23 protein-coding genes are annotated in these 24,521 nt (G+C 65.5%); 10 read left to right on the top strand and 13 right to left on the bottom strand.

Annotated elements, in window-relative coordinates; all coding sequences use genetic code 11:
* The first annotated feature begins 48 nt into the window (after positions 1–48).
* The 8 genes from OIU93_RS07850 (at position 49) to OIU93_RS07815 (ending at position 6,154) form a co-directional block, all read left to right on the top strand.
* Positions 49–864 (top strand): hypothetical protein, encoded by an 816-nt coding sequence (locus OIU93_RS07850; protein WP_264269534.1) that lies wholly within the window; start codon positions 49–51, stop codon positions 862–864.
* Between the two features lies 1 nt (position 865).
* Positions 866–1,546: a phosphoribosylanthranilate isomerase gene (locus OIU93_RS07845; RefSeq protein ID WP_264269533.1), complete on the top strand. Its 681-nt coding sequence runs from the start codon at positions 866–868 to the stop codon at positions 1,544–1,546.
* 174 nt (positions 1,547–1,720) lie between these two features.
* A complete protein-coding gene (locus tag OIU93_RS07840; RefSeq protein WP_264269532.1) occupies positions 1,721–2,614 on the top strand; it encodes a LysR substrate-binding domain-containing protein in 894 nt (297 codons plus the stop codon).
* Positions 2,611–3,711 carry an enolase C-terminal domain-like protein gene (locus OIU93_RS07835; protein ID WP_264269531.1) on the top strand — a complete coding sequence of 367 codons (1,101 nt, stop codon included), beginning with the start codon at positions 2,611–2,613 and terminating at the stop codon, positions 3,709–3,711. Before OIU93_RS07840 ends, OIU93_RS07835 begins: the two co-directional genes overlap by 4 nt.
* A gap of 33 nt (positions 3,712–3,744) precedes the next feature.
* Complete coding sequence (gene catC / locus OIU93_RS07830) at positions 3,745–4,023, top strand: muconolactone Delta-isomerase (RefSeq protein WP_264269530.1); 279 nt, start codon at positions 3,745–3,747, stop codon at positions 4,021–4,023.
* 282 nt (positions 4,024–4,305) lie between these two features.
* Entirely contained in the window at positions 4,306–5,160 is an 855-nt protein-coding gene (gene catA, locus OIU93_RS07825; RefSeq protein ID WP_264269529.1) for a catechol 1,2-dioxygenase, read from the top strand.
* A gap of 172 nt (positions 5,161–5,332) precedes the next feature.
* Positions 5,333–5,884 carry a flavin reductase family protein gene (locus OIU93_RS07820; RefSeq protein ID WP_264269528.1) on the top strand — a complete coding sequence of 184 codons (552 nt, stop codon included), beginning with the start codon at positions 5,333–5,335 and terminating at the stop codon, positions 5,882–5,884.
* Positions 5,885–5,965: 81 nt separating this feature from the next.
* On the top strand, positions 5,966–6,154 hold the full coding sequence (locus OIU93_RS07815) for a hypothetical protein (RefSeq protein WP_264269527.1): 189 nt from the start codon (positions 5,966–5,968) through the stop codon (positions 6,152–6,154).
* 172 nt (positions 6,155–6,326) lie between these two features.
* Here OIU93_RS07815 and OIU93_RS07810 read toward each other — a convergent pair whose 3' ends face one another.
* The 9 genes from OIU93_RS07810 to OIU93_RS07770 all read right to left on the bottom strand — a co-directional run bounded on the left by OIU93_RS07810 (position 6,327) and on the right by OIU93_RS07770 (position 17,626).
* Entirely contained in the window at positions 6,327–7,121 is a 795-nt protein-coding gene (locus OIU93_RS07810; protein WP_264269526.1) for an alpha/beta fold hydrolase, read from the bottom strand.
* A gap of 38 nt (positions 7,122–7,159) precedes the next feature.
* On the bottom strand, positions 7,160–9,835 hold the full coding sequence (locus OIU93_RS07805; RefSeq protein WP_264269525.1) for a LuxR C-terminal-related transcriptional regulator: 2,676 nt from the start codon (positions 9,833–9,835) through the stop codon (positions 7,160–7,162).
* Between the two features lie 100 nt (positions 9,836–9,935).
* On the bottom strand, positions 9,936–11,297 hold the full coding sequence (locus OIU93_RS07800; protein WP_264269524.1) for an aromatic acid/H+ symport family MFS transporter: 1,362 nt from the start codon (positions 11,295–11,297) through the stop codon (positions 9,936–9,938).
* A 187-nt stretch (positions 11,298–11,484) separates the two neighbouring features.
* A complete protein-coding gene (locus tag OIU93_RS07795) occupies positions 11,485–12,324 on the bottom strand; it encodes a 1,6-dihydroxycyclohexa-2,4-diene-1-carboxylate dehydrogenase (RefSeq protein WP_264269523.1) in 840 nt (279 codons plus the stop codon).
* Entirely contained in the window at positions 12,321–13,871 is a 1,551-nt protein-coding gene (gene benC, locus OIU93_RS07790; protein ID WP_264269522.1) for a benzoate 1,2-dioxygenase electron transfer component BenC, read from the bottom strand. The genes OIU93_RS07795 and benC overlap by 4 nt, the downstream gene beginning before the upstream one ends.
* Before the next feature lie 128 nt (positions 13,872–13,999).
* Entirely contained in the window at positions 14,000–14,539 is a 540-nt protein-coding gene (gene benB, locus OIU93_RS07785) for a benzoate 1,2-dioxygenase small subunit (protein WP_264269521.1), read from the bottom strand.
* Positions 14,523–15,923: a benzoate 1,2-dioxygenase large subunit gene (gene benA, locus OIU93_RS07780; RefSeq protein WP_264269520.1), complete on the bottom strand. Its 1,401-nt coding sequence runs from the start codon at positions 15,921–15,923 to the stop codon at positions 14,523–14,525. The genes benB and benA overlap by 17 nt, the downstream gene beginning before the upstream one ends.
* A 703-nt stretch (positions 15,924–16,626) precedes the next feature.
* On the bottom strand, positions 16,627–17,052 hold the full coding sequence (locus OIU93_RS07775) for a YkvA family protein (RefSeq protein WP_264269519.1): 426 nt from the start codon (positions 17,050–17,052) through the stop codon (positions 16,627–16,629).
* A gap of 7 nt (positions 17,053–17,059) precedes the next feature.
* Positions 17,060–17,626: a Chromate resistance protein ChrB gene (locus OIU93_RS07770; RefSeq protein WP_264269518.1), complete on the bottom strand. Its 567-nt coding sequence runs from the start codon at positions 17,624–17,626 to the stop codon at positions 17,060–17,062.
* 151 nt (positions 17,627–17,777) lie between these two features.
* Between OIU93_RS07770 and OIU93_RS07765 the strand changes: the two genes are divergently transcribed.
* Entirely contained in the window at positions 17,778–18,140 is a 363-nt protein-coding gene (locus OIU93_RS07765; protein WP_264269517.1) for a metalloregulator ArsR/SmtB family transcription factor, read from the top strand.
* Positions 18,137–19,237 carry a cation diffusion facilitator family transporter gene (locus tag OIU93_RS07760; RefSeq protein WP_264269516.1) on the top strand — a complete coding sequence of 367 codons (1,101 nt, stop codon included), beginning with the start codon at positions 18,137–18,139 and terminating at the stop codon, positions 19,235–19,237. The genes OIU93_RS07765 and OIU93_RS07760 overlap by 4 nt, the downstream gene beginning before the upstream one ends.
* 9 nt (positions 19,238–19,246) lie before the next feature.
* Here OIU93_RS07760 and OIU93_RS07755 read toward each other — a convergent pair whose 3' ends face one another.
* Genes OIU93_RS07755 through OIU93_RS07740 form a run of 4 tightly spaced genes read right to left on the bottom strand, consistent with a single transcriptional unit; the run spans position 19,247 to position 24,462 of the window.
* Positions 19,247–20,908, bottom strand: coding sequence for an ABC transporter ATP-binding protein (locus OIU93_RS07755; protein ID WP_264269515.1), 1,662 nt, complete (start codon positions 20,906–20,908; stop codon positions 19,247–19,249).
* Positions 20,905–21,798 carry an ABC transporter permease gene (locus tag OIU93_RS07750; protein ID WP_264269514.1) on the bottom strand — a complete coding sequence of 298 codons (894 nt, stop codon included), beginning with the start codon at positions 21,796–21,798 and terminating at the stop codon, positions 20,905–20,907. Before OIU93_RS07750 ends, OIU93_RS07755 begins: the two co-directional genes overlap by 4 nt.
* Positions 21,795–22,772: an ABC transporter permease gene (locus OIU93_RS07745; protein ID WP_264269513.1), complete on the bottom strand. Its 978-nt coding sequence runs from the start codon at positions 22,770–22,772 to the stop codon at positions 21,795–21,797. Before OIU93_RS07745 ends, OIU93_RS07750 begins: the two co-directional genes overlap by 4 nt.
* 25 nt (positions 22,773–22,797) lie before the next feature.
* The gene (locus tag OIU93_RS07740) at positions 22,798–24,462 is read right to left on the bottom strand and encodes an ABC transporter substrate-binding protein (RefSeq protein WP_264269512.1); all 1,665 of its coding nucleotides are present in this window, start codon (positions 24,460–24,462) and stop codon (positions 22,798–22,800) included.
* Positions 24,463–24,521: the final 59 nt, after the last annotated feature.

Below are 24,521 nucleotides of genomic sequence, written 5' to 3'. Positions count from 1 at the left end.
GGGAAGGTATCGATGTCCGATTTGGCACTCGCGCCCAGGAGACAACCGATGAGTAAGTGCGCCGACGCCACCGTATCCGGCAAACCGAAGGCAATGACCGGGGCCCTGTGCATCGCCTCGCTGCTCGGGCTTTTCCTCCTGTCGGGATGCGCGGACCCCGGACAATGGGCTCCGAACGACTCCAGCACCGTCGATTCGACCCCCTTCGGCCCGCCACAGGAACCGTCCGATCGGCCCGTGACCGTGGAGGGGGGAAGTGCGATGGCAACTCCCTCACCGAAGCCCGCCGAAGAAGTCGACACCACGGGTTGGAAGACGTTCGCCACCCAGGGGCTGAGCTTTCGATACCCTCCCGACTGGAACATCGAGGAGGACGACTGCAGCAACTGCAACGCCACGGCCAAGCCCCTGGCGGACCCCTTCACCAAATGGGACATCGAGAATTCCGACGGCAACGAGATCGCCGAATTCCGTGCCGACTCGGCCACCGACATCGACGGGGACACCAGCACCTACAAGCGCACCGTGCTGGAATCCACGCCCGTGGAAGGGGGCTTCCTTGCCCCTGCCGAGGTGGTCTTCGAACACTTCGTCCTGGACATCCCGGGCAAGACCCGGGAACAGAAGGTGCTGCTGATGCTCAACGACGCGGCAGCGACCAAGGCGCGGGACATGAACCCCGCGCTGAGCTTCTTCCTGCCGAAGCAGGGCCTCGTGGCGCAGCTGACAAGTTCCGATGACCTGGCCGAGGAACTGGGATTCCATGACGACCACGTGAGCCTCGCGGATGCCGGGAAGATCATGCAGAGCCGGGATTACCGCCTGCTGCGCGCGGTGATGCTCAGCATGCGCGTTGAGAAGTAGCATGGAGGCAAACGCCATCAACGAGCCAACGCGGAAGCACCGAGTGAATCACGAGCTGTACGTAAAGATCTGTGGACTTCGCACACCGGAGACCGTCGCGGCGGCCGTCGCCGCCGGCGCCAACGCGGTGGGCTTCGTTTTTGCCCCCGGCAGTCCGCGAACCGTCGAACCGGAACTCGTGAGGACACTCGTCGCGCAGGTGCCGGAGCATGTCGAAACCGTCGGGGTCTTCCGCAACCAGCCGGTTCAGGACGTCATCGACCTCGCCCTCCGGGCGGGTGTCGGCACGGTGCAGCTGCACGGCGATGAACCGTACGCGGATCTCGAGGCGCTGCACGCCCAGGGTTTCGCGACGCTGCGGGCCTTCTCAATCGACGGCTATCGCGCCCTGGATGACGCCGAACGACAGCGCTGGGAATCCGGGCGGATCCTGCTCGACGCGGTCGAGCCGGGAGCCGGCGTCGCCTTCGACGCCACCGAACTCGTTGAGGCACCGCCTGCCGGGACCTGGATCCTTGCCGGGGGGCTGAACCCGGGGAATGTCGCGCACCTGGTGGGCACGCTGCACCCGGCAGGCGTGGATGTTTCTTCCGGGGTGGAGTCCAGCCGCGGTACCAAGGATGTAGACCTGATCGAAGCATTCATCGCGGCGGCCCGGTCCTCCTGCGCAACGAGCCCCTAGGCACCGCAAGGGCGGCACGTTCCGTGTCCCTGATCTCACCCGTGCGGAAGCCGGGAGCGCCACTGATACTTATTGGATCTGAATCGCGCGCATACATGTATTTCCCATAAGTAATCTTTGCGTCCTAATCTGGCAGTGGTGCACATCGGTGCTCCATGACCGGAGGTGGACGACGTGGAAGTACGTCAGATGCGGTACTTCATTGCGGTGGCCGAGGAAAAACACTTCGGCCGTGCGGCCCAGCGCCTGCACATGGCCCAGCCTCCGCTGTCCCAACAAATCAAGTCGCTCGAGGAGCAGCTGGGCACCCAGCTGTTGGTGCGCACCACGCGCAAGGTCGACCTCACCGCCGCCGGCGAATTGCTCCTGACCCGGGCGCGGCTGCTGCTGGCCGAGATCGACAAGCTCGAACAAGACGTCAAGCTTGTGGGGCAGGGAGCCAGCGGCGTACTGCGGGTCGGCGTCTCCGGCACAGCCACCTACCGACTGATGCCCATGATCGTGCAGGCCGCCCGGGTCCACATGCCCGGCCTGCGCCTGAACGTACAGGGCGAGATGCTCACGCCCGAAATGGAAATCGCGCTGGAAGAGCAGCGCGTGGATGTCGCCGTACTACGACCGCCAATCCGTTCGAGCCAACTGAGCCTGAAGTTCTTGGAGAAGGACGAGCTGGTTGTGGCCCTGCCCGAGGACCACGAGCTGGCATCGCGTGGCTTGCTTGACCTCTCGGACCTGGCCGATGAACCCTTTATCACCTACCCGCTGAGTTCCGCGGTTAACACCATCTCCATCGAGGCCTGCCGCCAGGCGGGCTTCAGCCCCCAAATTGTCCAGGAGACCCAGGAAACCTCGACCCTGCTGTCGTTCGTCGCGGCCGGGATGGGCGTCGCCTTGGTCCCCACCGCCCGGCGCATGTTCGCGTTGCAGGGCATTGTCTTCCGCCAGCTGCGCAATGCGCCGGCGGTCGATCTTGCCGTTGCCTGGAAAACCGACAACGAAACCGCACTGCTGAAAAAGTTCTTGGACCTCTTTGAGGCTCCAGCCCCCACGGAAGGAAACCCGGCGTGAAGATCCTACGCATCGAAGCAATCCCTTATTCGATCCCTTATACGCACCCGCTCAAGTTTGCCAGCGGGCAGGTCACCGATGCCGAGCACGTGCTGGTGCGCATCCACTCGGATGACGGACTGGTGGGGGAGGCCGATGCCCCGCCGCGGCCCTACACCTATGGCGAGACCCAGGAATCGATCATCACGATCATCGACAACGTCTTCGCACCGCAGTTGATCGGGCTAGATCCCTTTGACCGCGGCAAGGTGCACGAGGTGATGGCCCGGACCATCCACAACCAGGTCGCCAAAGGTGCCATCGACATCGCCCTGTGGGACCTGTTGGGCAAGGCGCTGGGCACCCCGGTGCACAAGCTGCTGGGCGGATACTCCGACTCGATGCGCGTTTCGCACATGCTCGGCTTCCGCCCGGCGCAGGAACTGCTCGACGAGGCGCTGCGCTTCGGCGAGGAGTACGGCATCACCACCTTCAAGCTGAAGGTCGGGCGCCGCCCGCTGGCCCTGGACATCGAGGCCTGCCACGTGTTGCGCGCCGGACTCGGCGAAGACGTGGAGCTCTACCTGGATGCCAACCGCGGCTGGACCGCAAACGAGGCCATGGAAGTCCTGCGCCGCACCGAGGGCCTGGGCCTGACGGCGCTGGAAGAGCCTTGTGATGCGAAGGAAGCCATGAGCCGCCGCCGGCTCGTGGAAAAGTCCCCGATCCCCATTGTGGGCGACGAGTCGGTGCCGACGGCAGGCGACGTATCCCGAGAACTGCTCTCCGGTGGCTCGAACGCGATTTGCATCAAGACCGCCCGCAGCGGGTTCACCGAAGCCACGGAGATCCTGGGCCTGTGCACCGGGCTCGGCGTCGATGTCACCATGGGCAACCAGATCGACACCCAGATCGGATCGTTGGCCACCGTGACCTTCGGTGCCGCCCATGAGGCGAGCAACCGCCGCGCCGGTGAGCTCTCCAACTTCCTGGACATGGCCGATGACCTGATTGCCGAGCCCATCCGCATCAGCGGTGGCCGCATCTCGGTGCGCAACGTCCCCGGTGTCGGCGCAGCCATTGACGAAGAAAAACTCGCCCGCTACCGCCAGAACTAGCACCCACCAACCACGCTTAATCCAGGAGAAGACATGATATTCCTAGCCCGCATGGACGTAACCTTTCCGGCCCACCTGACCGAGGCCCAAATCGCCGATTTCCAGGTCCGCGAAAAGGAATACTCGGGCCAGCTGCAGAACAGCGGCAAGATGGCAGGCATCTGGCGCATCGTCGGCGAGTACGCCAACCACTCGCTGTTCGACGTCGAATCCAACGACGAGCTGCACCAGATCCTCAGCGGTTTCCCGATGTACCCGTACATGAAGATCAAGGTCACGCCGCTGGCCAAGCACCCGAACTCGATCCGCTAGGCGGATCTGCGGCGGGAACGCCGCAGGGATGATGCGGAATGGGTCGGGTCCTTTGGATCCGGCCCATTCCATTGGCCGCGGGGCGTTAATTGCAAGAAAGGCTGCCAATTGCGGTCCTATATGCAGAGCGTCTCAATGGATCGGAAAGAAGTATTTCCCTCTTCTCAATAACCGGCATACATTGAATGCATAGAAAGTCGTTGTGACTGTAGTCACCGCACCATGTGACGCCGGACCAGCGCATCAACACCCCCCTCCAACTGGAGATAGAAGGAGCAACTCGTGAGCACCGAAACCACCGCAAGCGCCGCAGCCTCAGGCAACGCCGCCACCGACCGTTTCCGCCAGTCCGGCAAGACGGCATCGATCACCGCCGACGTCGAGCGCGTCAACCTGCTGGCCAGCAAGCTGATCAAGGCCGCCAACGACATCATCCTCGAAGAGCGCGTCAGCTACGACGAGTTCAACGCACTGAAGGCATGGCTGATCAAGGTCGGCGAAGACGGCGAATGGCCGCTGTTCATGGACGTGTGGCTCGAGCACTCGGTCGAGGAAGTCGCCACCGACCACCGCGAGGGCAACAAGGGCTCCATCGAGGGCCCGTACTACATCCCGGATTCCCCGGAGCAGAAGTCCCCGGCCACCATCGAGATGCGCGAGGACGAGAAGGGCACCCACCTGCTCTTCCAGGGCCAGGTCCGTTCGACCGACGGCTCGGCACTGAAGAACGCCAAGATCGAGCTGTGGCACGCGGACGAAGAAGGCTTCTACTCGCAGTTCGCTCCGAACATCCCGGACTGGAACCTGCGCGGCACCTTCATCGCAGACGAGGAAGGCAACTTCCAGATCAACACCATGCAGCCTGCCCCGTACCAGATCCCGACCGACGGTGCCTGCGGCCAGTTGATCGCCGCCGCCGGATGGCACGCCTGGCGCCCGGCCCACCTGCACCTGAAGGTCTCCGCACCGGGCCACGAGCTGCTCACCGCCCAGCTGTACTTCCCGGGCGACGCGCACAACGACGACGACATCGCGACCGCTGTGAAGCCGGAACTGCTGCTGGACATCGAGCCGGCAACCGAGGGTGAAGGCGTTCAGACGACCTACGACTTCGTGCTTGACCCCGAGTCCAAGTAGGGTCCACACCCCCACCTCGTCACGGCGGGGCTCCCGGAATGCATTCGGGGACCCCGCCGTTGTCGTACCACCATGCTTTCCGTGATGCCGCGCGCGGCGTCACAAAGGGGTACCAAGACAACACCAAGACCCATTTCGTACCCCTGTAATTTGATGTGAAAGAGAACCCGCAATGACCCAGGAAACCATGTCAAAACCGGTGGACGCGATGGAACTGCGGAGCGTATTCGGGCAATTCACCACCGGCGTCACGGTGGTCACCACACAGGGCACTGACGGCAAACCCTACGGCGCCATGGTGACGGCGTTCGCCGCGGTGTCGATGGATCCGCCCCTGGCCCAGATCATCTTGACCCGCAGCTCCAGGGCCGCCAAGCACCTGGATGGCTCATCCTTCGCCATCAACATCCTTTCGGACGGCCAGCTGGAGGCGGCCAAGCACTTCGCCGGCGAACCGATGGACTGCGAACCCGAGTGGGTCCTGAATGGAAACGTCCCGGTGCTGGTGGGCAACGCAGCCACGCTGGAATGCCGGGCGTGGAACAACTACGACGGAGGCGACCACATCATCGTGGTTGGCGAAGTCAGCTCGGTGGCACTGGGGAATGCGAATCCGCTGCTCTTCCACGAGGGCACGTTCCGCCGGATCGGTGAACGACTCGAGGACGGACAGGGTGAAAGCTGGTTCGCCGGCGCCAGGTCCTTCCAGCCATTCATCCCGTAACACCACTTGAGCGTCCGCACCGACGGTGCGGATCATTCAACCATCAAATCCATGCATTACTTGGCCCCAAAGGAGCACATCATGTTTGTCTCGACACGGCGAAAGACCGCAGGAGAACACCGGTCCGCGCGCAACTCGCGGACCACCACCGACACCGTCCAGGAACTAAACCACTGGGCCTGGACCGGATGGATGCCCGAAGCGGAGCGCGAGCTTCCCTATTCCGCCCTGCAGGCCACCGAACACCACACCTCAATGCTTGCCGCCTAAACTTTCGTCCACAGCAGCACGGACACGTGCCGGAGGCCCCGGACAGCAATGACGCTGTCCGGGGCCTCTCGCTTCTTTGTCCCAGGTTCCCCGCACCCTCGGCCCCCTGGCGGATGGAATCGACGCGGCCAAGAATGCCCAGCCGGCTGCCATCTTGTCGATCATGGGAGGCTCAACCGAGCGAGCCAAGAAAAGCCGTCGTATCCGCTGCCACCTGGGCAGGGCGTTCCCACAGGACCAGATGCCCTGCCTCCGGATAGATTTTCAGGAAGGAACCTGCGATCCGCTGGCACAGGATTTCCTCATCCGTCCGCGAAAGCACGGGGTCCCGTCCACCCCACAGAATCAAGGCCGGCGCATCGATGGTTCCCGATTCGGTGGGCGGCGTGGCTTGGCATAGGCCCGCCAAGCTGGCCCGCCAGATGTGCGCGGGCATTGCCGCACCGTCGAGCACCCGGTCCTGAAGGTACCACTCTGGAACCGCATGCTGCAGGGGAAACCAGGACAGGGAATCCCTGACCCAGTCGACGCTCACGGGATCCGTGAGGGCCTCGACCGAATCCGCGAATTCGGGTCGCCTCCGCAGGGTCAAGGGGGTTCCAGCCAACACCAGGGCCTGCACCCGTTGACCGTGGTCTACGGCCAATTGCTGGGCCACGTAGCCGCCGCTGGATGAGCCAAGGACGAATGCAGCAGGTACATCCAAGGCATCCAAGATGGCTGCGGCATCGGCAGCTTGTGCCACCAGGGAATAGCCGTCCCCGGGCTTTTCCGCATCACCGTGCCCCCGCAGGTCGGGCGCAAGAACCCTGAAGCCGGCGAGCCTGGGCACCAGGCGGTCGAAGCTTCTCCGGGATTCTCCCCACGCATGCAGCAACATCAGCGGCCTGGCATCCACGTCGCCGTGGACGAAACACGGCACCTCGATCCCCGTGGCCAGACGCAGCTTCAGGACGTCGGATTCCATGTACTCAGGCTACGCCCGGCCATCCGGCATTCCCAAGGCTAGTTGTCGGCGTCCCGATACCGCGCGGCGAGTTCGGTGCGCGAGGATACGCCCAGCTTCGCATAGATCCGGGTCAGGTGGTACTGGACCGTCTTGGCTCCGATGAACAGCTCCTCGGCGGCCTTCTTGTTGCTGGCACCTGCACAAACCAGCGAGGCCACCGCCTTTTCCTGCGAGGTGAGCGAGGACCAGTCGGCGGCGTCCCGGCGCGGGACGCTGATGCCGGTGGCCTTGAGTTCGCGGTTGCAGCGTTCGATGTAAATCGTCGCCCCCAGCTGCGTGTAACCTGCCAGCGCACGGGTCAGCGGACCGGCGGATTCGCCGCGCTTGCCTGCGCGGCGCAACGACTGCCCGTAGGCGTACTCGACATTTGCCCGCAGCACCGGCAGCGTGAGCCCCTGCAACAGGGCCAGTGCCTCCTCGAACGCGTCGCGAGATCCTTCCAGGTCGCCGCGTGAAGCGAGCACCTGCCCGCGCACCACCAGGAAGCGTGCTGTGGTCGAGCGGTGCTTGCACCTGCGGGCGGCCGCCATGAGCGGCTCCATGAACTCCAGGGCCTCGTCATAGCGTTCCTTGCGCACCAACGCATCCGCGTACATGTCGTGCCACGGCCAGAACCCCGGCTCATCGATCCCGCGCGAGCGGTCCAGCAGCAAAAGGGGCTCCAACGCCAGGATGACCTCGTCGTAGTCGGCGCGGGCGCGGGCCGAGGCACCCCTGGCCATCCGGTAGGGCACCTGCATGACCTCGTAGCTTCCGGTCCTGGCCCAGGCCTTGGCCAGGTGGGCCTCGACTTCCTCCTGCTCCCCTCGCATGGCGTGGATCTGCACCGCGGTGTAGTGCAGCAGGGGGCGAACCAGCTCGATGCCGGATCGTTCCTGCAGTGCGACGCCTGCACGCACGGTCTCCAGGGCCTGGTCCCAGTCGCCGGCCGAATACTCGGCCCGGGCCAGCCAGGCCCTGGCCCACAGGGCGATGCGGTGGGATCCTTCGGTGTAGTCGGTGGAGCTGGAGATCATCAGTTCGTGCCGGGCCAGTTCGATTTGGTCCCCGGCCACGTGCAGCCATCCCATGGCCATTTCGGCGCGTTGCCGCTGGGCGCCGGCGGGCAAGGTGGCGAGCATACGCGACAGGATCTTCTCACCCTCGGGCCCCCGGCCCAACATGCCCAGGCCCAGTCCCTGGACGGCCGAGGACTCCACGGCCACCGGGCTTTCCGCTTCGGCCAGCTCCAGGGTCCGTTCGGCCCATGACACAATCCTGTGCCCATCCAGCCGGCCCAGCGAGTCAAGGACCCGGCGCTGGGAAACGGTGGCCATGATGTCGATTTGCTGCGCGTCCTCGGCGCCCGACCACGCGCGGGAGAGCCAGCGGTCAGCTGTCGGCGCCTGGCCCTGGAGGATGGCAATGTAACCGGAGAGCAGGTCGCTTTCGGGGCTGGCCGCCAGGGAAGCCAGTTCCTCGGAGTAGGCCAGGGCGCGGGGCAGTTCGCCGGCAGCCACCGTCGCATCGACGGCCTTGAGCAGGAGAGGCTCGCGGTCCTCGGCGTGGGTCGCAAGATGCGCGGCACGGTGCAGCGCTATGGCGGCCGAAGCCCACTCGCCCTTGCCCGCCTGGCTCTCGGCAAAGAGCTCCAGCTGGTGTGACAGGGCTGGATCGGAAAGCAACGTGGCATCGGCGCGGTGTGCCAGCGCGTCGCCCGCGTTCTCGCCCAGGGCGGCAGCCGCTGCATGCAGGGCCAGGCGGCGCGAGAGAGGGACCAGGTGGTAGACGGCCATGTGATTGATGTGGCCGTTGAACAGCAGCGAAAGGTTTCCGCCGCTGCCGGCAACCTCCACCAGCCCGGAGGCCACGCACTCCTCCAGCAGGGGCAGCGGGTCCCCGACCTCGGCCAGGGCGACGACCCGTTCCAGCCGGGGGCCAACGCCCAGGATGGCGGCGGCCTCGATGACGGAGCGGGCAGGCACCGACAAGGCGTCCAACCGCTCGGAGACCTCTGCGGTGACGGCCCGGGGAGCCGGGAACCGGTGGTTCAGGTGGTTCCAGGTTTCGTCGGGGTTTTCCCGGATCAGTTCCAAGGCGGTGTGGATGTTGCCTGCGGTGTAGCCGGCCAACTGGTCGGCCGCGGCCGCCGAGAGGTCCACGCCGAGCCGGGACACGGAAATTTCCTTCAATGCGGCAGCAGTGGGCGGATCCAGGTCGATCGTGGTGCTGTGCTGTGACTCGAGAAGTTCGCGGGCACCCGGCGGCAGGAAGGCAGCTTCCTCCTCGCGCAGGGTCAGAATGACCAGCAGCTTTTCGGTGCGCAGCCGCCGCCAGGCAAACAGCAACGCGGCGAGGGACTGGGCATCGATCCATTGCAGGTTTTCCAGCAAGAGGATTCCGCTTTGCCTTCCCGCATTGCGGATGAAGGCGAGCAGGCCTTCGGCAAGGGGGGAGTCATCAGTGTCCGTGGGGCCGAGCAATTCCTGCAAGGCCGATCCGGGAACGTTCTTTTCCCACCTCGCGCCCGAGGCACTCCACGAGGCAAGGTGCTTGTTGTTGTCCATGAAACGCCGGACCAAGGCGCTTTTCCCGCACCCGGCCGGCCCGCTGACCACCACCAGCTGGGCGCTGCCGGCCTCGGCCAACTGCAGCAGTCGGGCCATGAGCGCCAGTGTTCGTTGTTGATGCATGGATCCGCCCCAGCCAACCTTTCAATGTATAAAGACGGGGGCCGCGCGAACATCCTTGTCCACGCGGCCCCCGGTGGCCGGCTCTGCAGCCGACCTGTGGTTACTTGGCGATCTTGACCCGTGCCGCGGAGCCGGCCGGCAGCTGGGTCTCGGAGTTGCGCAAGGGAACAAAGGCGGTCACCATTGCACCAACGATAGCAACTCCCGCGAAGACGTAGAAGGCGACGTGGTTTTGCACGCCTGCTGCGATGAGCAGTCCGCCGATCAACGGCCCGAAGATGCCGCCCAGGCGACCGAATCCGGCGCACCAGGCAACCCCGGCGCCGCGGGCGGCGCTGTTGTAGTAGTTGGACACGAACCCGTAGATCAGCACCTGCGTGCCGATGGTACCCACGCCTGCCACGGCAACCAGCCCGAGCAGGATTCCGAAGGGAAGCTGCAGGGTCAGCATCACCATGGCCACCGCGGCGAGGAAGAACGTCGTGGAAACCACGCGCTTGGCACCGACGCGATCGGCGCCCACGGAGGCAATCAACCCGCCGAAGACGGCGCCGGCATTGAGTACCAGCAGGAAGGCGAGCGAGTAGGACTTGCCGTAGCCGAACTGGGTCATGATCTGCGGCAGCCAGGTGTTCAGGCCGTAGGTCAGCATCAGGCCGGCGAAGCTCATCAGGCCCAGCAACAAGGTGGGCAGGGCGTACTTCTTGGAGGCCAGTGCCCGGAAGCCGATCTTTGTGTCGACCGGTTCGGATACAAGTGCGTGGGCACCGTGCGTCGGGGCCGTTTCTGCGATCGGGACGCCGGTGCGGATCGAGACGCGCTCGGCTTCCTCGGTGCGGCCGCGGGCCATGAGCCATTGCGGGGACTCGGGCAGCTTCGTCAGCGCCATGGGCAGCAGGAAGAGCAGCGGGGTTGCGCCGATGAAGAAGAGCCCGCGCCAGCCGACAAGGTCCAGCAGGACGATGGCCAGCAGTGATGCCAGGACCCCGCCCACGGGGACACCGGAGTAGACGATGGCGTTGTAGTAGTTGCGCTTGCCCTTGGGTGCGAATTCGGCCACGACCGCACCTGCGGTGGCAACCAGTGCGCCGACGCCGATTCCGGTGGCGAAGCGCAGGGCGCCGAAAGCGATGACGTTCGGGGCCAGGGCGGTCAGGCCCATGCCCACGGAGAACCAGATGATGCCGGCGATCATGATCTTGCGGCGGCCGAGGTAGTCACCGATCGCGCCGGTGACCAAGGCCCCGACCATGACCCCGAACAGTGCCCAGCTTCCCAGCACACCTGCGGTGGCCGGTCCGATTGCACCGAGCTGGGTCGGGTCATTGAGCAGGGTGGAGACGACGGTGCCGTAGACGACCAGGTCGTATCCATCAAAGATCAGGGCGATCGCGGCGATGGCGACGACCCAGTGGACGGTGTTTTTTTGCTTCTTGGTGGCGCTTGCTTCCGGTGATTTCACGATTTGCTCCATATTTTTATGGGCCCCGGGCGCACGGCTTTGTGCGGGGTTTCGGGGCACGGACAAGTGCCGCAGCGTGAGGCTGCGGGGTGGAAGCCTTGACCCGAAGGATAATCGGGCGGCGGGCCGTGGATAGCACGCAGGCGGCGGGGATACCGCCGCCTGCATGCAATTGAAAGATACCTATCTAGCCGAGGTCCCCTCCGGCCACCGCAAGGGTGCTGCCGGTGATGTATGAAGCCTCGTCGGAGGCCAGGAACACGATGGGTCCTGCCTGTTCGTCGAGGGTTCCGTAACGCTTCATCAGGGTGGAATCGATGGTCTGGTCAACGATCTGCTGGTACCAGGCCTTCTCCTGCTCGCCTTCGGGGGCCGGGCCCCGCTTTACCTGGCGTTCGGGGGCCTCGGTGCCGCCGGGGGCGGTGGCCACCACGCGGATTCCGTGGGCTGCCCCCTCCATGGCCAGGGCCGAGGTGATGGCCTTGACCCCGCCCTTGGCTCCGGCGTACGGGACGCGGTTGAGTCCGCGGGTGGCAACCGAGGAGACGTTCACGATGGTTCCGGAGCCGGCCTTGACCATTTCCGGGAACGCCGCGCGGCACATCCACAGGGTCGGGAAGAGCGAGCGCTGGATTTCCTTCTGGATTTCCTCCGGGGCATAGTGCTCGAACGGCTTGGCCCAAATGGTCCCGCCGACGTTGTTGATGAGCACATCGATCCGGCCGTATTCGGTGACCGCGGCGGTGACCGCGGCCAGCGCGCCCTCAAAGGTTTCGAGGTCGGCGGTGACGCTCAGCGCCTTGACGTCCTGCGCCCGCAGGCCCTCGGCGATGTCGTGCACCAGCGGCGAACGGTCCACCAGGACCAGCTCCGCACCCTCGGCGGCAATGCGCCGGGCCACTGCCCAGCCAATGCCCTGGGCGGCTCCGGTGATGAGCACGACCTTGGAGGCGAAACGGCCCGCGTGGAAGGATTCGGGCAGTGGTGCCGCGGCGGCATGGTTCACCGCCGGGTTGTCGGCGCTCATTTGGACGCGCGCGACGCGGCGGCCATGGTGGCCTTGGCGTGCTCGTTGTGGGCCATGATGGCCGTGCGGGCAGCTGCCAAGTCCTGGTTCTCGAAGGCGGCGACGATTTCCAGGTGGTCGGCGTCGACGGCGCCGTCGATCCAGTGCTCCTGGCGCAGTACCTTGGCCATGGTCGCGGGGACCTCCAGTCGGTTGTACGCCTGCAGCAGGTGTTCGTTGCCGACACAGCGGAACAGGAACTGGTGGAAGGCGTCGTTGGTCACGGTGAATTCCGCGGCGTCCACGAAATTCTCACCCGACAGGGTCTTGCCGGCCAGTTCGGCCAGGACCTTGAATTCGGCCAGCTGCTCAGGGGTCAGCTTGCCCATGGTCAGTTCAACGATGGCCAGTTCCAGGGCCATGCGCGCGTCGAATTGCGCCTGAAAAGTTGCGTGCTCTTCGCCGATTTCGTAGGTGGGCAGGGCTGCTGGAGCCTCCACTGCCTCCTCTGCGGGAGCTGCCGGTGCCGGTGCCTCCGGCGCCGCGGCCGCATCGGGAACGACTGCAAGGGCGAACTTCTCGAAGTAGAAGTTCTGCGGCTTGATGCCTTCGGCCTCCAGGTGGCGGCGGACGCCCTCGACCATGGGCGGCGGGCCGCAGAGGTAGATATCCACGTCGCCCTCGGCCAGGTGGTGCGGCTCGAAGTGGTTGGTGACGTAGCCCTTCTTTTCCGCGGCGCTGTTCGGGTCCCCGACGACGGTGTCGAAGGTGAAGCCGTCAATGCGCGACTTGTAGTCCTCCAGCACGTCGAGCTCGACCAGGTCGGTGTCGGTGTTGACGCCGTAGATGAGGTGGGTCGGGTGGGGGGTGTCCATGCCCGAGAGCTTTTCCAGGATGGCCAGCAGCGGGGCCAGTCCGGTGCCGCCGGCGAGCAGCAGCGACGTGCGCTTGGGATCGCGCAGGAAGAAGCTGCCCATCGGGCCGGTGAAGTTGATCTGGTCCCCGACGGCTGCGACGTCGCGCATGTAGGTGGACATCAATCCGCCGTCGGTGATGCGGATCAGGAAGGAAAGGGTGGAGACCTCCGGGCCGGAGCTGAAGGAGTACGAGCGGGTCTGGCCGCCGGAGCCGGGAACCTCGATGTTCACGTACTGGCCGGGCAGGAAGGAGAGCTCGTCGCGGTTCTCGATCTCGAGGCTGAACGCGTAGGTCGTCTCGGAGAGGCGGCGGATCTCTGTCAGCGTCGAGGAGTAGGTGGTGGCAGTCGTCTTGGCGACATCCGAGGTCGTGGGGATCTGCAGCACGAGGTCGGATTCGGGAACCATCTGGCACGGGAGGCAGAAGCCCTTCTCGGCCTCGTCGTCGGTCAGTGCCTCCTCGATGTAGTCACCGCCGTCGAACTTGCCGGATTCGCAGAAGGCCTTGCAGGTGCCGCAGGCGCCGTCGCGGCAGTCAAGCGGAATATTGATCCGTGCCTTGTAGGAGGCATCGGCGACGGTTTCGCGGGGTCCGACTTTAATGAACCGGGTAATACCGTCCTCGAAGGCGAGGGCAACCTGATAGGTCATGAGGGGGCTCTTTTCAAAATAGTGCAGGGTGGTGCGGCAGCTGGTGCAAGGTGGTGGTGCGGGGGCGCAAGATGCGCCCCCGCACCACCAGTCCGGCGGGCCGGGAACGGGCCCCGGTCCGGGCGGGACTAGATGTGGTAGATGTCCACGACGTGGTGGATGTAGTCGTTCTTCAGGACAACCTTCTTGGCCATGATCACCGGCTGGGTGCCGGAGTAGTCGATCGTGTAGAAGGAGGTGCCGAAGTAGGTGTCGACGTTCTGGTAGCGGTAGTACAGGGTGAACCAGTTGAAGCGCACATCGACCTTGTCGCCGTCGACCGAAACGATCTCGACGTTGGAGATGTTGTGCCCGGTGCGCGGCTCCGGCAGCGAAGTGGCGCTGGAGCGGTCGGTCTTGATGCGGAAGACGCGGTCTTCCAAGCCACCGCGGTTTCCGTAGAAGATCAGCGAGATCTCGCGCTGCGGATCCTCGGTGAGCTTGTCGTCATCGGCCCAGGCCGGCATCCAGAAGGTGGCCTCGGGGTGGTAGCAGTCGATCCAGCGATCGAAGTCGCGGTCATCCAGGAAGCGGGCTTCGCGGTAGAGGAACTGCGCGATGTCCTCCAGCTTGACCTCACCGGCGCCGGTCTGGATCTTGGTGACGATGGCGTTAGTGGTTGCAGTCATGGTTGTTCCCCTGTTCGGTGGTGCCGGTGGTGGTGGATGAGGCCTCGGCGGCGACGGCCTTGCGCATCGTGTCCAGCCAGTAGCCGTGCTGGATCGGGTACAGGCCCTCGTCCTCGGTGCGGGCGCCGGAGGAAATCGGCTCCAGGCCGATCTTCTTGGCGTTCTCGTCGGCACCGGTGATCTGGTGCGCCTGTCCGCGGGAGAGGTCGTTCCACTTGGCGGCGGTGGCCAGGTAGGTCTTCTGGCAGGAGCGGAATTCCTCGAGGTCATCCGGGGTGGCCATGCCCGAGGCGTTGAAGAAGTCCTCGTACTGGCGGATGCGGTTCGCGCGGGCCTCGTCGGATTCGCCGACCGGGGCGATGCAGTAGATGGTGACCTCGGTCTTGTCGACGGCGACCGGGCGGAAAACACGGATCTGCGAGGAGAACTGGTCCATTAGGTACACGTTCGGGTACAGGCAGAGGTTGCGGGAGACACCGATCATCCAGTCGGCCTTGGCTTCGCCGTGGGCGGCAACCAATTCGTCGCGCTTCTCGGCCAGCGGGCGGTTGGCCGGGTCCAGCCATTCGGTCCACAGCAGCAGGTGGCCGTTTTCGAAGGAGTAGTAGCCGCCTTCCTGCTTGTCCCAGCCGCCGGCATCCATGGTCTTGGTGTCATTGGTGGACTCGCCCGCGCTGCGGCGGGCCTGGGTGGCAGCGTAGTTCCAGTGGGTGGCCGAGACGTGGTAGCCGTCGGCGCCGTTCTCCGCCTGGAGCTTCCAGTTGCCGTCATAGGTGTAGGTCGAGGAGCCGCGCAGGACCTCGAGGCCCTCGGGGGACTGGTCCACGATCATGTCGATGATCTTGGTGGATTCACCGAGGTGCTCGGTCAGCGGCTTGACGTCCGCGTTCAGCGAGCCGAAGAGGAAGCCGCGGTAGGACTCGAAGCGGGCGACCTTGGTCAGGTCGTGCGAGCCGTCCTTGTTGAAGCCCTCCGGGTAGCCGGCGCCGCGGGAGTCCTTGACCTTGAGCAGCTTGCCGGAGTTGTTGAAGGTCCAGCCGTGGAACGGGCAGGTAAAGGTGGTGCGGTTATCGGTCTTGCGGCGGCAAAGCATGGCACCGCGGTGGCTGCACGCGTTGATGAGGGCGTTGAGCACGCCTTCCTTGTTGCGCGAGATCACGATCGGCTGGCGGCCGATGTTCGTGGTGAAGTAGTCGCCGATGTTCGGGATCTGGGATTCGTGGGCCAGGTAAATCCAGTTGCCCTCCCAGATGTGCTTCATTTCGAGCTCGAAGGTCTCTTCATCGGTGAAGATATTTCGGTTGGCGCGGAATTGGCCGGTCTCCGGGCTGTCGACGAGTGCATCATCAAGCAGGGCCGAGACGGTATCAAGTGTTTCTGTCATGGAGTGCTCCATCCTTCGTAGCGGGCGCTGGCGCCCTGGTCCACCCGGTGGGTGGCGAAACCATGAGATACACCATGTCAGTATGTGCGTGACCTCACACTGGGCATATGCCTAGGGTTGACCCAGGGTGGTGTCCATTGAGTGGATTGCGATATCAATCACAAAGATCTGGGTATTTGTCAGGCACCCGACCTCGCCGTAGCGTTAGGCCCCAAATGCTCCCTTCCAGGCCCGGTTCCCGTGCCGTCGCAGGGATCGAGGCCGTTGCCTTCCAATCGAAAGACGGCTCCAGTCGTGCCTGGGCACCTGAGAGCCGGAACCGGGACCCGAGGTCAGCGCAGGCGTCTTCCGCCTCCCGTGCCGGGCCGATGCTGGTCATCCAGGCTGTCGAATGGCCAGGCCTGGAGTCGGCCAAAGCGGCGTCCTAGGTATGGGCGGTGCCGGTCTGCAGCGGGATCCAGGGCCTAGCGCCTACATTGAGGCCGGTTGGCTCATGTTGGTGCTGAGTCTGACGGGTCGATTTGGCCGGCTGCTGGTGTCGGTTCCCCGCCCGATCCTGGCCGCGGTGCTGGCCTCGTTGTAGCTACCCTTCGTTCGGAATGTCACCCAGGCGGTGCTTGTCTCGCCACTGGTTGCCGGCATACGGAAATAGCACCCCCGCTTCGGGAATCCCGGAGCCAGAGCTTCCCTTCGGGGCCCCTGGCTATCGCGGCTCCGGGGCAGCGAGGCCGGCCAGTTGCTCGATGATCCGCCGCCCGGCCCCGGAGCCCTGCCAGTTCCGCAACAATGCTTCTCTCCCCGAACGCCGAACCACAAAGCGAAGCACCAAGGCCACCACCAGTACGTCGTCGGCATAGCCGACTACGGGGATGAAGTCCGGCACAAGGTCGATGGGGGACGCGAGATAGGCCAATAGCAGCACCAGGGCGCACCGGGGCCACCACGGCAGGTCCCTGTCCGCCACGAGCCTGCCCAGGAACCGCAGGAGATCGGGTAATAGGCGCAAGGCCTCGCCCAGGCCGACGGCGTCTGGGTTCCTCAGCGCGTGGCGCCGCAACAACGCCAGCAGCGCGGCATAGACCAAGAGCAGCCCGCCGAGAGCCGCGAGAAGGACCTCGAGCCACGCCACGTCTTGCTCAGCCCTTTCCCGCGTTCGTGGCCTCGTCGTGCGAATCGTCGTTGTGCAGGCGGGCGTAGACCATGTCGGCGTACTCGTCCAGACGCTCGACACAGGTCTTGAGGTGGGCCTCGGCCGCTGTTGCCTCGGCCAGCCCCAGTACGTCGCGGCTCTTGAGCTCACGGTGCCACCGTCGCAGGCGATCGAGGCTTTGTTCTTCTTCCTCGAGTTCCGCAAGGGTGAACTTCTTGATGCGGATTTCCTTGGCGATCTCTTCCTCGAACTTTCGGCAGTCACCGCCGAATTCCTCCCACTCCTCGAGGCGCTGCGTGCGGAACGCGGAGACCATCGCTTCCTCGCCGGGCGCCCCGGCGGTTGCCGTTGAGAGAACGATGACGTCTCCGGAGCCCTTGCGGGCCAGTTCCTCTACCTTCGTGACGGCCTCCCTGAAGTGGGAGGTCTCCGGGACCGTCCAAACCCCCTGGGTGACGGGGGCGGCCCCGATGCGGCGCAGTTCCCGCCATACCGCCACCCGGTGTCGAGAAGTAGCTCCGGTCAGGCGAACTATCAATACCATCCATGTCATGCACTCAGAATATATGGTTACAGGAATAAATGTAACAAGTAGTACATATCTGAATGCAAGGATCTCTTGGTTAGCTGCTTCGGCACCGCATTGCCACCACTGCCGAAGGCGGATCCTTGATCCCGCGCTCGTGCTGTGAAACTATGTGCGTATGAATGCAGATAACAAGTCTTGTACCCTGGACTCCGACAGCCAGTATGTGGAGCTTGCCGTTGAAGTGTTCAGCATGCTTGCCGACGCCACCCGCGTGAGAATCATTCTGGCCCTTCGGTCCGGGGAAATGGCGGTGGGGGCACTGGCCGAGCTTTTGGGCAAAACCCCTGCCTCGGTCTCGCAGCACCTGGCCAAGATGCGCCTGGCCCGGATGGTCGCCACCCGTCAAGAAGGAACAAAAGTCCTCTATCGGCTCGAAAACGAGCACGCCCGCCAGTTGGTCGTCGACGCGATCCACCAGGCCGAACATGCCCTAGGCGGCACACCCGCCCACCACGCGCGCGGACGGCAATCGGCATGAGCCCGAGCGATGAGTCAGCAGAACACAGCCACGGGCATGACGGGCATGACCACGACCACGATCGTGACCACGATCACGACCACGGACATGACGGGCATTCCCACCACCATTCCGGTTTCAAGGGGTGGCTCTTTGAACTCTTCGTCCCGCACACGCACGACTCCGCCGATTCGATCGACGACGCCCTGGAATCCAACATCCAGGGAATCCGCGCCCTGAAGATCAGCATGTTCATCCTGCTGGGCACCACGGTGCTGCAACTGGCGGTGGTCATGGTCAGCGGCTCGGTGGCGTTGCTCGCTGATACCATCCACAACTTCTCCGATGCGCTCACTGCCGTGCCCCTGTGGATTGCCTTCATCCTCGGACGCCGGACAGCCAACCGCCGCTATACCTTCGGATACGGGCGGGCCGAGGACCTGGCCGGGCTGTTCATCGTCGCGGTGGTCGCGCTTTCGGCCATTCTCGCCGCCTGGCAATCCATTGATCGCCTGATCCACCCGCAACCGCTTCAGCATCTGGGCTGGGTCCTGGCGGCCGGGGTCATTGGCTTCATTGGCAACGAGGCCGTGGCCATGTACCGCATCAGGATCGGCCGGAAGATCGGTTCCGCCGCACTGGTTGCCGATGGGGTCCACGCGCGCACCGACGGATTTACCTCCCTGGCCGTGGTCCTGGGCGCGGGAGGCGCCATGCTGGGCTTCCCCTTGGCCGATCCGATCGTGGGACTGGTCATCTCCGCCGCCATCATGGTCCTGCTCTTCGGCACCGTGCGCAGCATCGGCCGCCGGCTCATGGATGGCATCGAACCCGATCTCCTGGCCCGGGCGGAGGAAGCCTTCAACTCCGTTCCCGGGATCCTGGCGACGCCCCGGATCCAGTTGCGCTGGGTGGGCCACCGGCTGCACTGCACGGCGACGGTCGAGGTTAGGGACGCGGCGCTCTCCGAGGTCGAATCGACTATCCGGGAAGCGAAGCTGCAGCTCGTCCGGGCGCTGCCCAAGCTTGATGACATCCTCATCCAAACCGGGACGCGCCCGTTGGATGTGGTCAGGGAATCCGCGGAATCCGGCCTCGCCCGGGACCTCAGGTCCTGAACCCGGCGCCTACCTGGGCAAGCGCCCTGGTGAAATGCCCGGGGATGCGGCCAGCAGGGCACGGGTGTATGGATGCCGCGGATCGGTGAAGACCGACTCGGTGGCACCAGACTCGACAACCTCCCCGGCGCGCATCACCAGTACCGTATCGCTCATGTGCCTGATCACTGACAGGTCGTGGGAAATGAAGAGGTAGCCCAGCCCGAGGCGCTGCTGCAGCTCGTCCAGCAGATCCAGCACCTGCGCCTGGATCGAGACGTCCAGGGCGGAGACCGGTTCGTCGCAAATCAGCACGCGCGGGTTGGGTGCCAGGGCGCGGGCGATGGCCAGGCGCTGGCGTTGGCCGCCCGAAAGGGTGGCGGGGTTCCTGACCGACAGCTCGGGTGCGAGGCCCACCAGGGAGAGCAGCTCGGTGATCCGCCCGGCGTGTTTGCGCGGATTGCGGGTGGCCCCGAAACTCAGCGCATCGGCCAGCACCTGCCCCACCGAATGGCGTGGGTCGAAGGACGACAACGGGTCCTGGTAGATGGCGCCGAGCCACGAGCGGCGGGTGCGCCGTTGGGACTCGGGCACCGAGCTCCAGGGCTCGCCGAAGAGTTCCACCGAGCCCGTGTCCGGGCCCAGCAGCCCCAGGGCCATGCGGGCCGTGGTGGTCTTCCCGGACCCGGATTCGCCCACCACACCCAGGGTGCGGCCGGGCAACAGGTCGAAGTCGACGTTTTTCACCGCCGGAAAATCGGCGGCCCCCGGCACCTTGAAGGACCGGGAGAGCGAGCGTGCGCTGAGCACCGGCAGTTGCGCGGAATCCCCGGGCATCACCGGCGGCACAGCGGGTCCCGGTTCCGGAGTCGCGGGGATGGCGGTGGCGGGGGAGAGTCGCGCGAATCGGGGCTTGCCGGCCGGCACCGCGGCCAGCAATGCCTTGGTGTACGGGTGCTGCGGATCGCCCAGGATCCGTTGTGTCGGACCGGTTTCCACGATGCGCCCGGCCTGCATCACCGCAATGGTGTCGGCGACGTTGGAGACCGTGGACAAGTCGTGGCTGATCAACAGCATGCCTGAGCCCGCGGCCCGCAGTTCGCCCAGCAGATCCAGCACCGCGGCGGCGATCGTGGCGTCCAGGGCGGTGGTGGGTTCGTCGGCAATGACCAGGGCCGGGTCCAGGGCGATGGCCGAGGCAATCAGGGCGCGCTGGCGCATGCCGCCGGAAAGTTCCCCGGAACGCTGCCCGGCCCGGCGCACCGGATCATCCAGCCCCACCGATTCCAGCAACTGCACGACCTTGGCGGCGCGCGCGGCACCGGAGCCGGAACCGTGCAGGCGCAGCGCGTCGTCGATTTCCTTGCCGATCTTGCGCAGGGGATCCAGCGAGGTCAGGGCGTCCTGCAGGATGAATCCGACCTTGCTGCCGCGGATCGAGCGCCAGGCACGTGGTGAAAGGCCCCGTGCGTCCACGCCGGCCACCTCCAGTGCGCCGGCCCGCACGGTGGAGCCCGGCCCCGCCAAACCGATCAGTGAGCGGGCCGTCACGGACTTTCCGGAGCCCGATTCGCCGACCAGCGCCAGGCATTCACCGGGGCCCACGGAGAGGGAAACGTCCAAGACAACTGGGGTTTCCCCGAAGGAGACGTCGAGGTTTTCGACCCGAAGGATCGGTGCCGGTGCACTCATCGGGCACCCGCGGCCTTCATGGCCCGGGAAAGGACGGTGGAGGCGGCGGCGACCAGGACGATGGCCAGGCCGGGGAAGAATGTCATCCACCAGGCCAGTGCCAGGTAGGTGCGCCCGGCCGAAAGCATGGCGCCCCACTCCGGTGCCGGGGGAGGGGCCCCCAGGCCCAGGAAGCTCAGCGACGCCGCCCAGAGCACGGCCTGCCCCAGGCCCAGGGTGCCCAGCACCGCGATCGGTGCCAGCGCGTTGGGCAGGATGTGGATGGCCAGGATCCGGGAGCGGGTTCGCCCCAGCACCGTGGCGGCCTCGACCATGGGGGAGGTGCGCAGCGCGATGATCTGGGCGCGGATCATCCGCGCGTAGCCGGGGGCCGTGGTCAGCCCCACGGCAACCACCGTGGTTCCCACCCCGGGTCCGGCCAAGGCAATGAACACCAGGGCCAGCAGCAGGCCAGGCAACGCAAAGAGCACCTCCAGGACCCGTCCGACGCCGAAGTCCAGCCACTTGCCGCCGAATCCGGCAATGGTCCCCAGCACCAGGGCCAGCCCCAGGCCGATCGCCGTGGCCGCGGCACCGATCAGCAGCGAGGGCCGCGCGCCGTGGATGATGCGCGAATAGATGTCGCGCCCGGATTCGTCGGTGCCCAGCAGGTGTCCGGGCCCGGGACCGGAGAATGCATCGGCGGGGTTGATGGCCAACGGGTCGTAGGGAGCCAGGAGGTTCGGGAAAATTGCCGCCAGCAAGAAGAACGCGAGCACCGTTGCCGAGAGCAGCAACGGCAGGCGGGCCGCCAATGCCCTTAGCCCCCCGGTGCCGGGTGCAGGACGTGTGGATGGATGCGGGGCCAACACCGGGTCTCCCGGGCTCAGCTTGTTTTTGTCTAGGCTCACGATGCGGCCATCCGCGGGTCGGCCAGCCGCTCGGCCAGGTCGGAGAAGGCCATGATCACCACATAGGCGGCTGCAGAGAGCAGTGCCACGCCGGTGACCATCGGGATGTCGCGGGCGGTGACCGCCGATAGCAGTGAGCGGCCCAGGCCCGGCCGGGCGAAAATGGATTCAACGACCACAGCGCCGGAGAGCAGGGAACCGAAGGCCCAGCCGGAAAGGGCGATACCCGGCAGTGCCGCGTGGCGCAGGGAATGGCGCAGCAGCACGCCTGTCTCCGATTCCCCGCGCGCCCGGGCCGAGAGTGCGAAGGCGGAGCGGTGCGCCGCGTTCAGGGTGTCGCGCATGACTTGGCCCAGGAAACCCGCCAGCGGCAGGGCCAGGGTGGCCACCGGCAGCACCAAGCCGGCCGGCGCATTGGTGCTCACCGGAGGCAGCCAGCCCAGCGCCGTGGCAAAGAGCATGATCAGCACGCTGGCGAGCCAGAAGTGGGGGACGGCGGCCGAGACGATTTCCAGGCCCGAGGCCAAGGCCGAGCCCAGGGCACCGCTGCGCGTGGAGAGCACCGCGACCACCAGCGCCAGCGCCCAGGCCACCAAGAGGGCGAGCACCGCCAGGACCAGGGTGGGCGGAACCAGTTCTCCCAGGACCTCGGCCACGGGGATCTTCAGCGAATAGGAGGTGCCCAGGTCGCCGGTGGCCAGGCGCCACAACTGGCCAAAATATTGCACGTACAGCGGTTGGTCCAGGCCGTAGTCGGCACGGGCCTGGGCCAGCGCCTCGGCCGAGGCCTGCGAGCCGGGCCCGCCCATGATCGCCTCTGCCGGGTCGCCGGGAATCATCCGGATGCCAAAGAAGATCGCCGTGGACACCGCCCACAGCACGAACAAGCCTCCGCCGACCTTGCCCAGCACCCAGCGGGCGGCCGACCGGGCAATCCGGGTCGACCGCCTGCCGCTTGGGGCACGAAGGCTCATGGGTGGAGGTATTCGGGGCAGTGGGCTACTTGGCCAACCAGGTGTCGAAGAACGTCGGTGTGGCCACCGCGGTGGTGGTTCCCACGTTCTGCAGCTTCGACGAGTGGAGGAAATGGTTTTGCTGGTTGTAGAGCGGCAGCAGGTAGTAGCCCTCGAGCACCAACTTCTGCGCCTGTGCGTACAGGTCCTTGCGCTGTGCCTCGTCTTCGGTGGAACCGGCGGTTTCCAGCAATGCGTCGAGCGACGGATCCTTGACCTGGGAGAGGTTGGCGAAGTAGCCCGAGGGTGCCGGGACGGTCGAATCCGAGTGGAAGAGAATGCTCAGAACGCTCGGGCCGACCTTGGTGTAGGGCGCGGAGACCAGGTTGTAGTTGTTCTTGAACAGTTCGCCATACCAGCTGGAGAGATCGAGCAGGTTGATCTTGACCTCGATGCCCGATTCCTTGGCGGTGGCCTGCAGCTGCTCGAAGAGCGACTGTTCGGCGGGGATCGACTGGCTGGTGCTCACCGGAAAAGTGAGCGAGAGGCGCTCCCCCTCCTTGATGCGGTAGCCCTCGGAGTCGCGTTCGGTCCAGCCGGCGGCATCCAGCAGTTCCGCTGCCTTGGCCGGGTCGTAGCCGAAGAGCGATTCAGCGGAGTACGCCAGGGGCTCGACACTGGAGAGTGGGGAGTAGGAGCGCGGCGCGGTGCCGAAGAAGAGCGAGTCGATGCCGGCATTGACGTTGACCGCGTGGATGAAGGCCTCGCGGACCAAGGCGTCGTTGAACGGGGCCTTAGAGGAGTTCAGCTCGATGCGGTTTGAGGCGCCGGGGCGGGGTGCGTCCAGGTGCTCGATGCCCTGGGACTTGGCGGCGGCGGCAATGGTGTCGGGCTGGGCGTTGTCGATGATCTGGACCTCGCCGGCCTGCAGGGCGGCGTAGCGGGTGGCGGCCTCGGGGATGAAGCGCCAGGTGATGCCGTCCAGGTAGGCCGCGCCCTCGTGGCCGGGCGTGGCCACAGGCTGCACGTAGTCCTCGTTGCGCACCATGTTCACCGCGTCCTGCTTCTTCCAGGATGCGACCTTGAACGGGCCGGTGCCCACGGGTGCAGCACAGTTCTCTTCCTGGCTGCGCTTGAGCGCCACCGGGGACTGGATGGAGACCCACGGCATGGAGAAGGACTCGAGCAGGGAGTTGTCGGGGGCCTTGAGCTTCAGCTCGAGGGTGGCCTCGTCGATCGCCTTCATGGAATCGATCTTGCCCAGGGCCAGGAACCCGGTGGAGGACGCTGTCTTGGGATCGAGCAGGTGCTCGAAGTTCGCCTTGACGGCCTCGGCGGTCAACTGGGTGCCGTCGGTGAAATTGATGCCCTCGCGGACCTTCACGGTGCGGGTTAGCCCGTCGGCGGAGACGGTGGAATCCTCGGCGAGCCAGGGAACCAGTTTGCCATCGGCGGCCTTGGTGTACAGGGTCTCCAGATACTGGGAGGAGACCAGCGCCTGGGGGTAGTTGCCGCCCACGTGCGGATCCAGGCAGTCGGGCTCGGCATCGCCTGAGGCGTAGACCAGGGTGCCGCCGGCGACCGGAGTGCCGGCATCGGTGCCGGATTCCGGCGTCGTGGTGGCCGGTGCGCAGCCGGCGAGCACCAACGCCGCGGCCAGGGCCGTTGCGGCCGGGAATAGGCGAGTTGCCAGGGGGCGAACGTGTCTCATGTAGCTGCTTCCTGCGAACCGATGAAGTGATGTGTGATGGCCGGCCGCGAGGCTCCCGG

The organism is Paeniglutamicibacter sp. ZC-3 (assembly GCF_025847175.2).
Classification (GTDB): domain Bacteria; phylum Actinomycetota; class Actinomycetes; order Actinomycetales; family Micrococcaceae; genus Paeniglutamicibacter; species Paeniglutamicibacter sulfureus.
This window is presented reverse-complemented; position numbering and strand designations above follow the sequence as displayed.

Excerpts from the sequence above, each read along its gene's own strand:
- OIU93_RS07850 (WP_264269534.1), top strand. The coding sequence starts at position 49 with ATGAGTAAGTGCGCCGACGCCACCGTATCCGGCAAACCGAAGGCAATG.
- OIU93_RS07845 (WP_264269533.1), top strand. The coding sequence starts at position 866 with ATGGAGGCAAACGCCATCAACGAGCCAACGCGGAAGCACCGAGTGAAT.
- catC (WP_264269530.1), top strand. The coding sequence starts at position 3,745 with ATGATATTCCTAGCCCGCATGGACGTAACCTTTCCGGCCCACCTGACC.
- OIU93_RS07820 (WP_264269528.1), top strand. The coding sequence starts at position 5,333 with ATGACCCAGGAAACCATGTCAAAACCGGTGGACGCGATGGAACTGCGG.
- OIU93_RS07815 (WP_264269527.1), top strand. The coding sequence starts at position 5,966 with ATGTTTGTCTCGACACGGCGAAAGACCGCAGGAGAACACCGGTCCGCG.
- OIU93_RS07810 (WP_264269526.1), bottom strand. The coding sequence starts at position 7,121 with ATGGAATCCGACGTCCTGAAGCTGCGTCTGGCCACGGGGATCGAGGTG.
- OIU93_RS07805 (WP_264269525.1), bottom strand. The coding sequence starts at position 9,835 with ATGCATCAACAACGAACACTGGCGCTCATGGCCCGACTGCTGCAGTTG.
- OIU93_RS07795 (WP_264269523.1), bottom strand. The coding sequence starts at position 12,324 with ATGAGCGCCGACAACCCGGCGGTGAACCATGCCGCCGCGGCACCACTG.
- benC (WP_264269522.1), bottom strand. The coding sequence starts at position 13,871 with ATGACCTATCAGGTTGCCCTCGCCTTCGAGGACGGTATTACCCGGTTC.
- benB (WP_264269521.1), bottom strand. The coding sequence starts at position 14,539 with ATGACTGCAACCACTAACGCCATCGTCACCAAGATCCAGACCGGCGCC.
- benA (WP_264269520.1), bottom strand. The coding sequence starts at position 15,923 with ATGACAGAAACACTTGATACCGTCTCGGCCCTGCTTGATGATGCACTC.
- OIU93_RS07770 (WP_264269518.1), bottom strand. The coding sequence starts at position 17,626 with ATGACATGGATGGTATTGATAGTTCGCCTGACCGGAGCTACTTCTCGA.
- OIU93_RS07765 (WP_264269517.1), top strand. The coding sequence starts at position 17,778 with ATGAATGCAGATAACAAGTCTTGTACCCTGGACTCCGACAGCCAGTAT.
- OIU93_RS07760 (WP_264269516.1), top strand. The coding sequence starts at position 18,137 with ATGAGCCCGAGCGATGAGTCAGCAGAACACAGCCACGGGCATGACGGG.
- OIU93_RS07755 (WP_264269515.1), bottom strand. The coding sequence starts at position 20,908 with ATGAGTGCACCGGCACCGATCCTTCGGGTCGAAAACCTCGACGTCTCC.
- OIU93_RS07745 (WP_264269513.1), bottom strand. The coding sequence starts at position 22,772 with ATGAGCCTTCGTGCCCCAAGCGGCAGGCGGTCGACCCGGATTGCCCGG.
- OIU93_RS07740 (WP_264269512.1), bottom strand. The coding sequence starts at position 24,462 with ATGAGACACGTTCGCCCCCTGGCAACTCGCCTATTCCCGGCCGCAACG.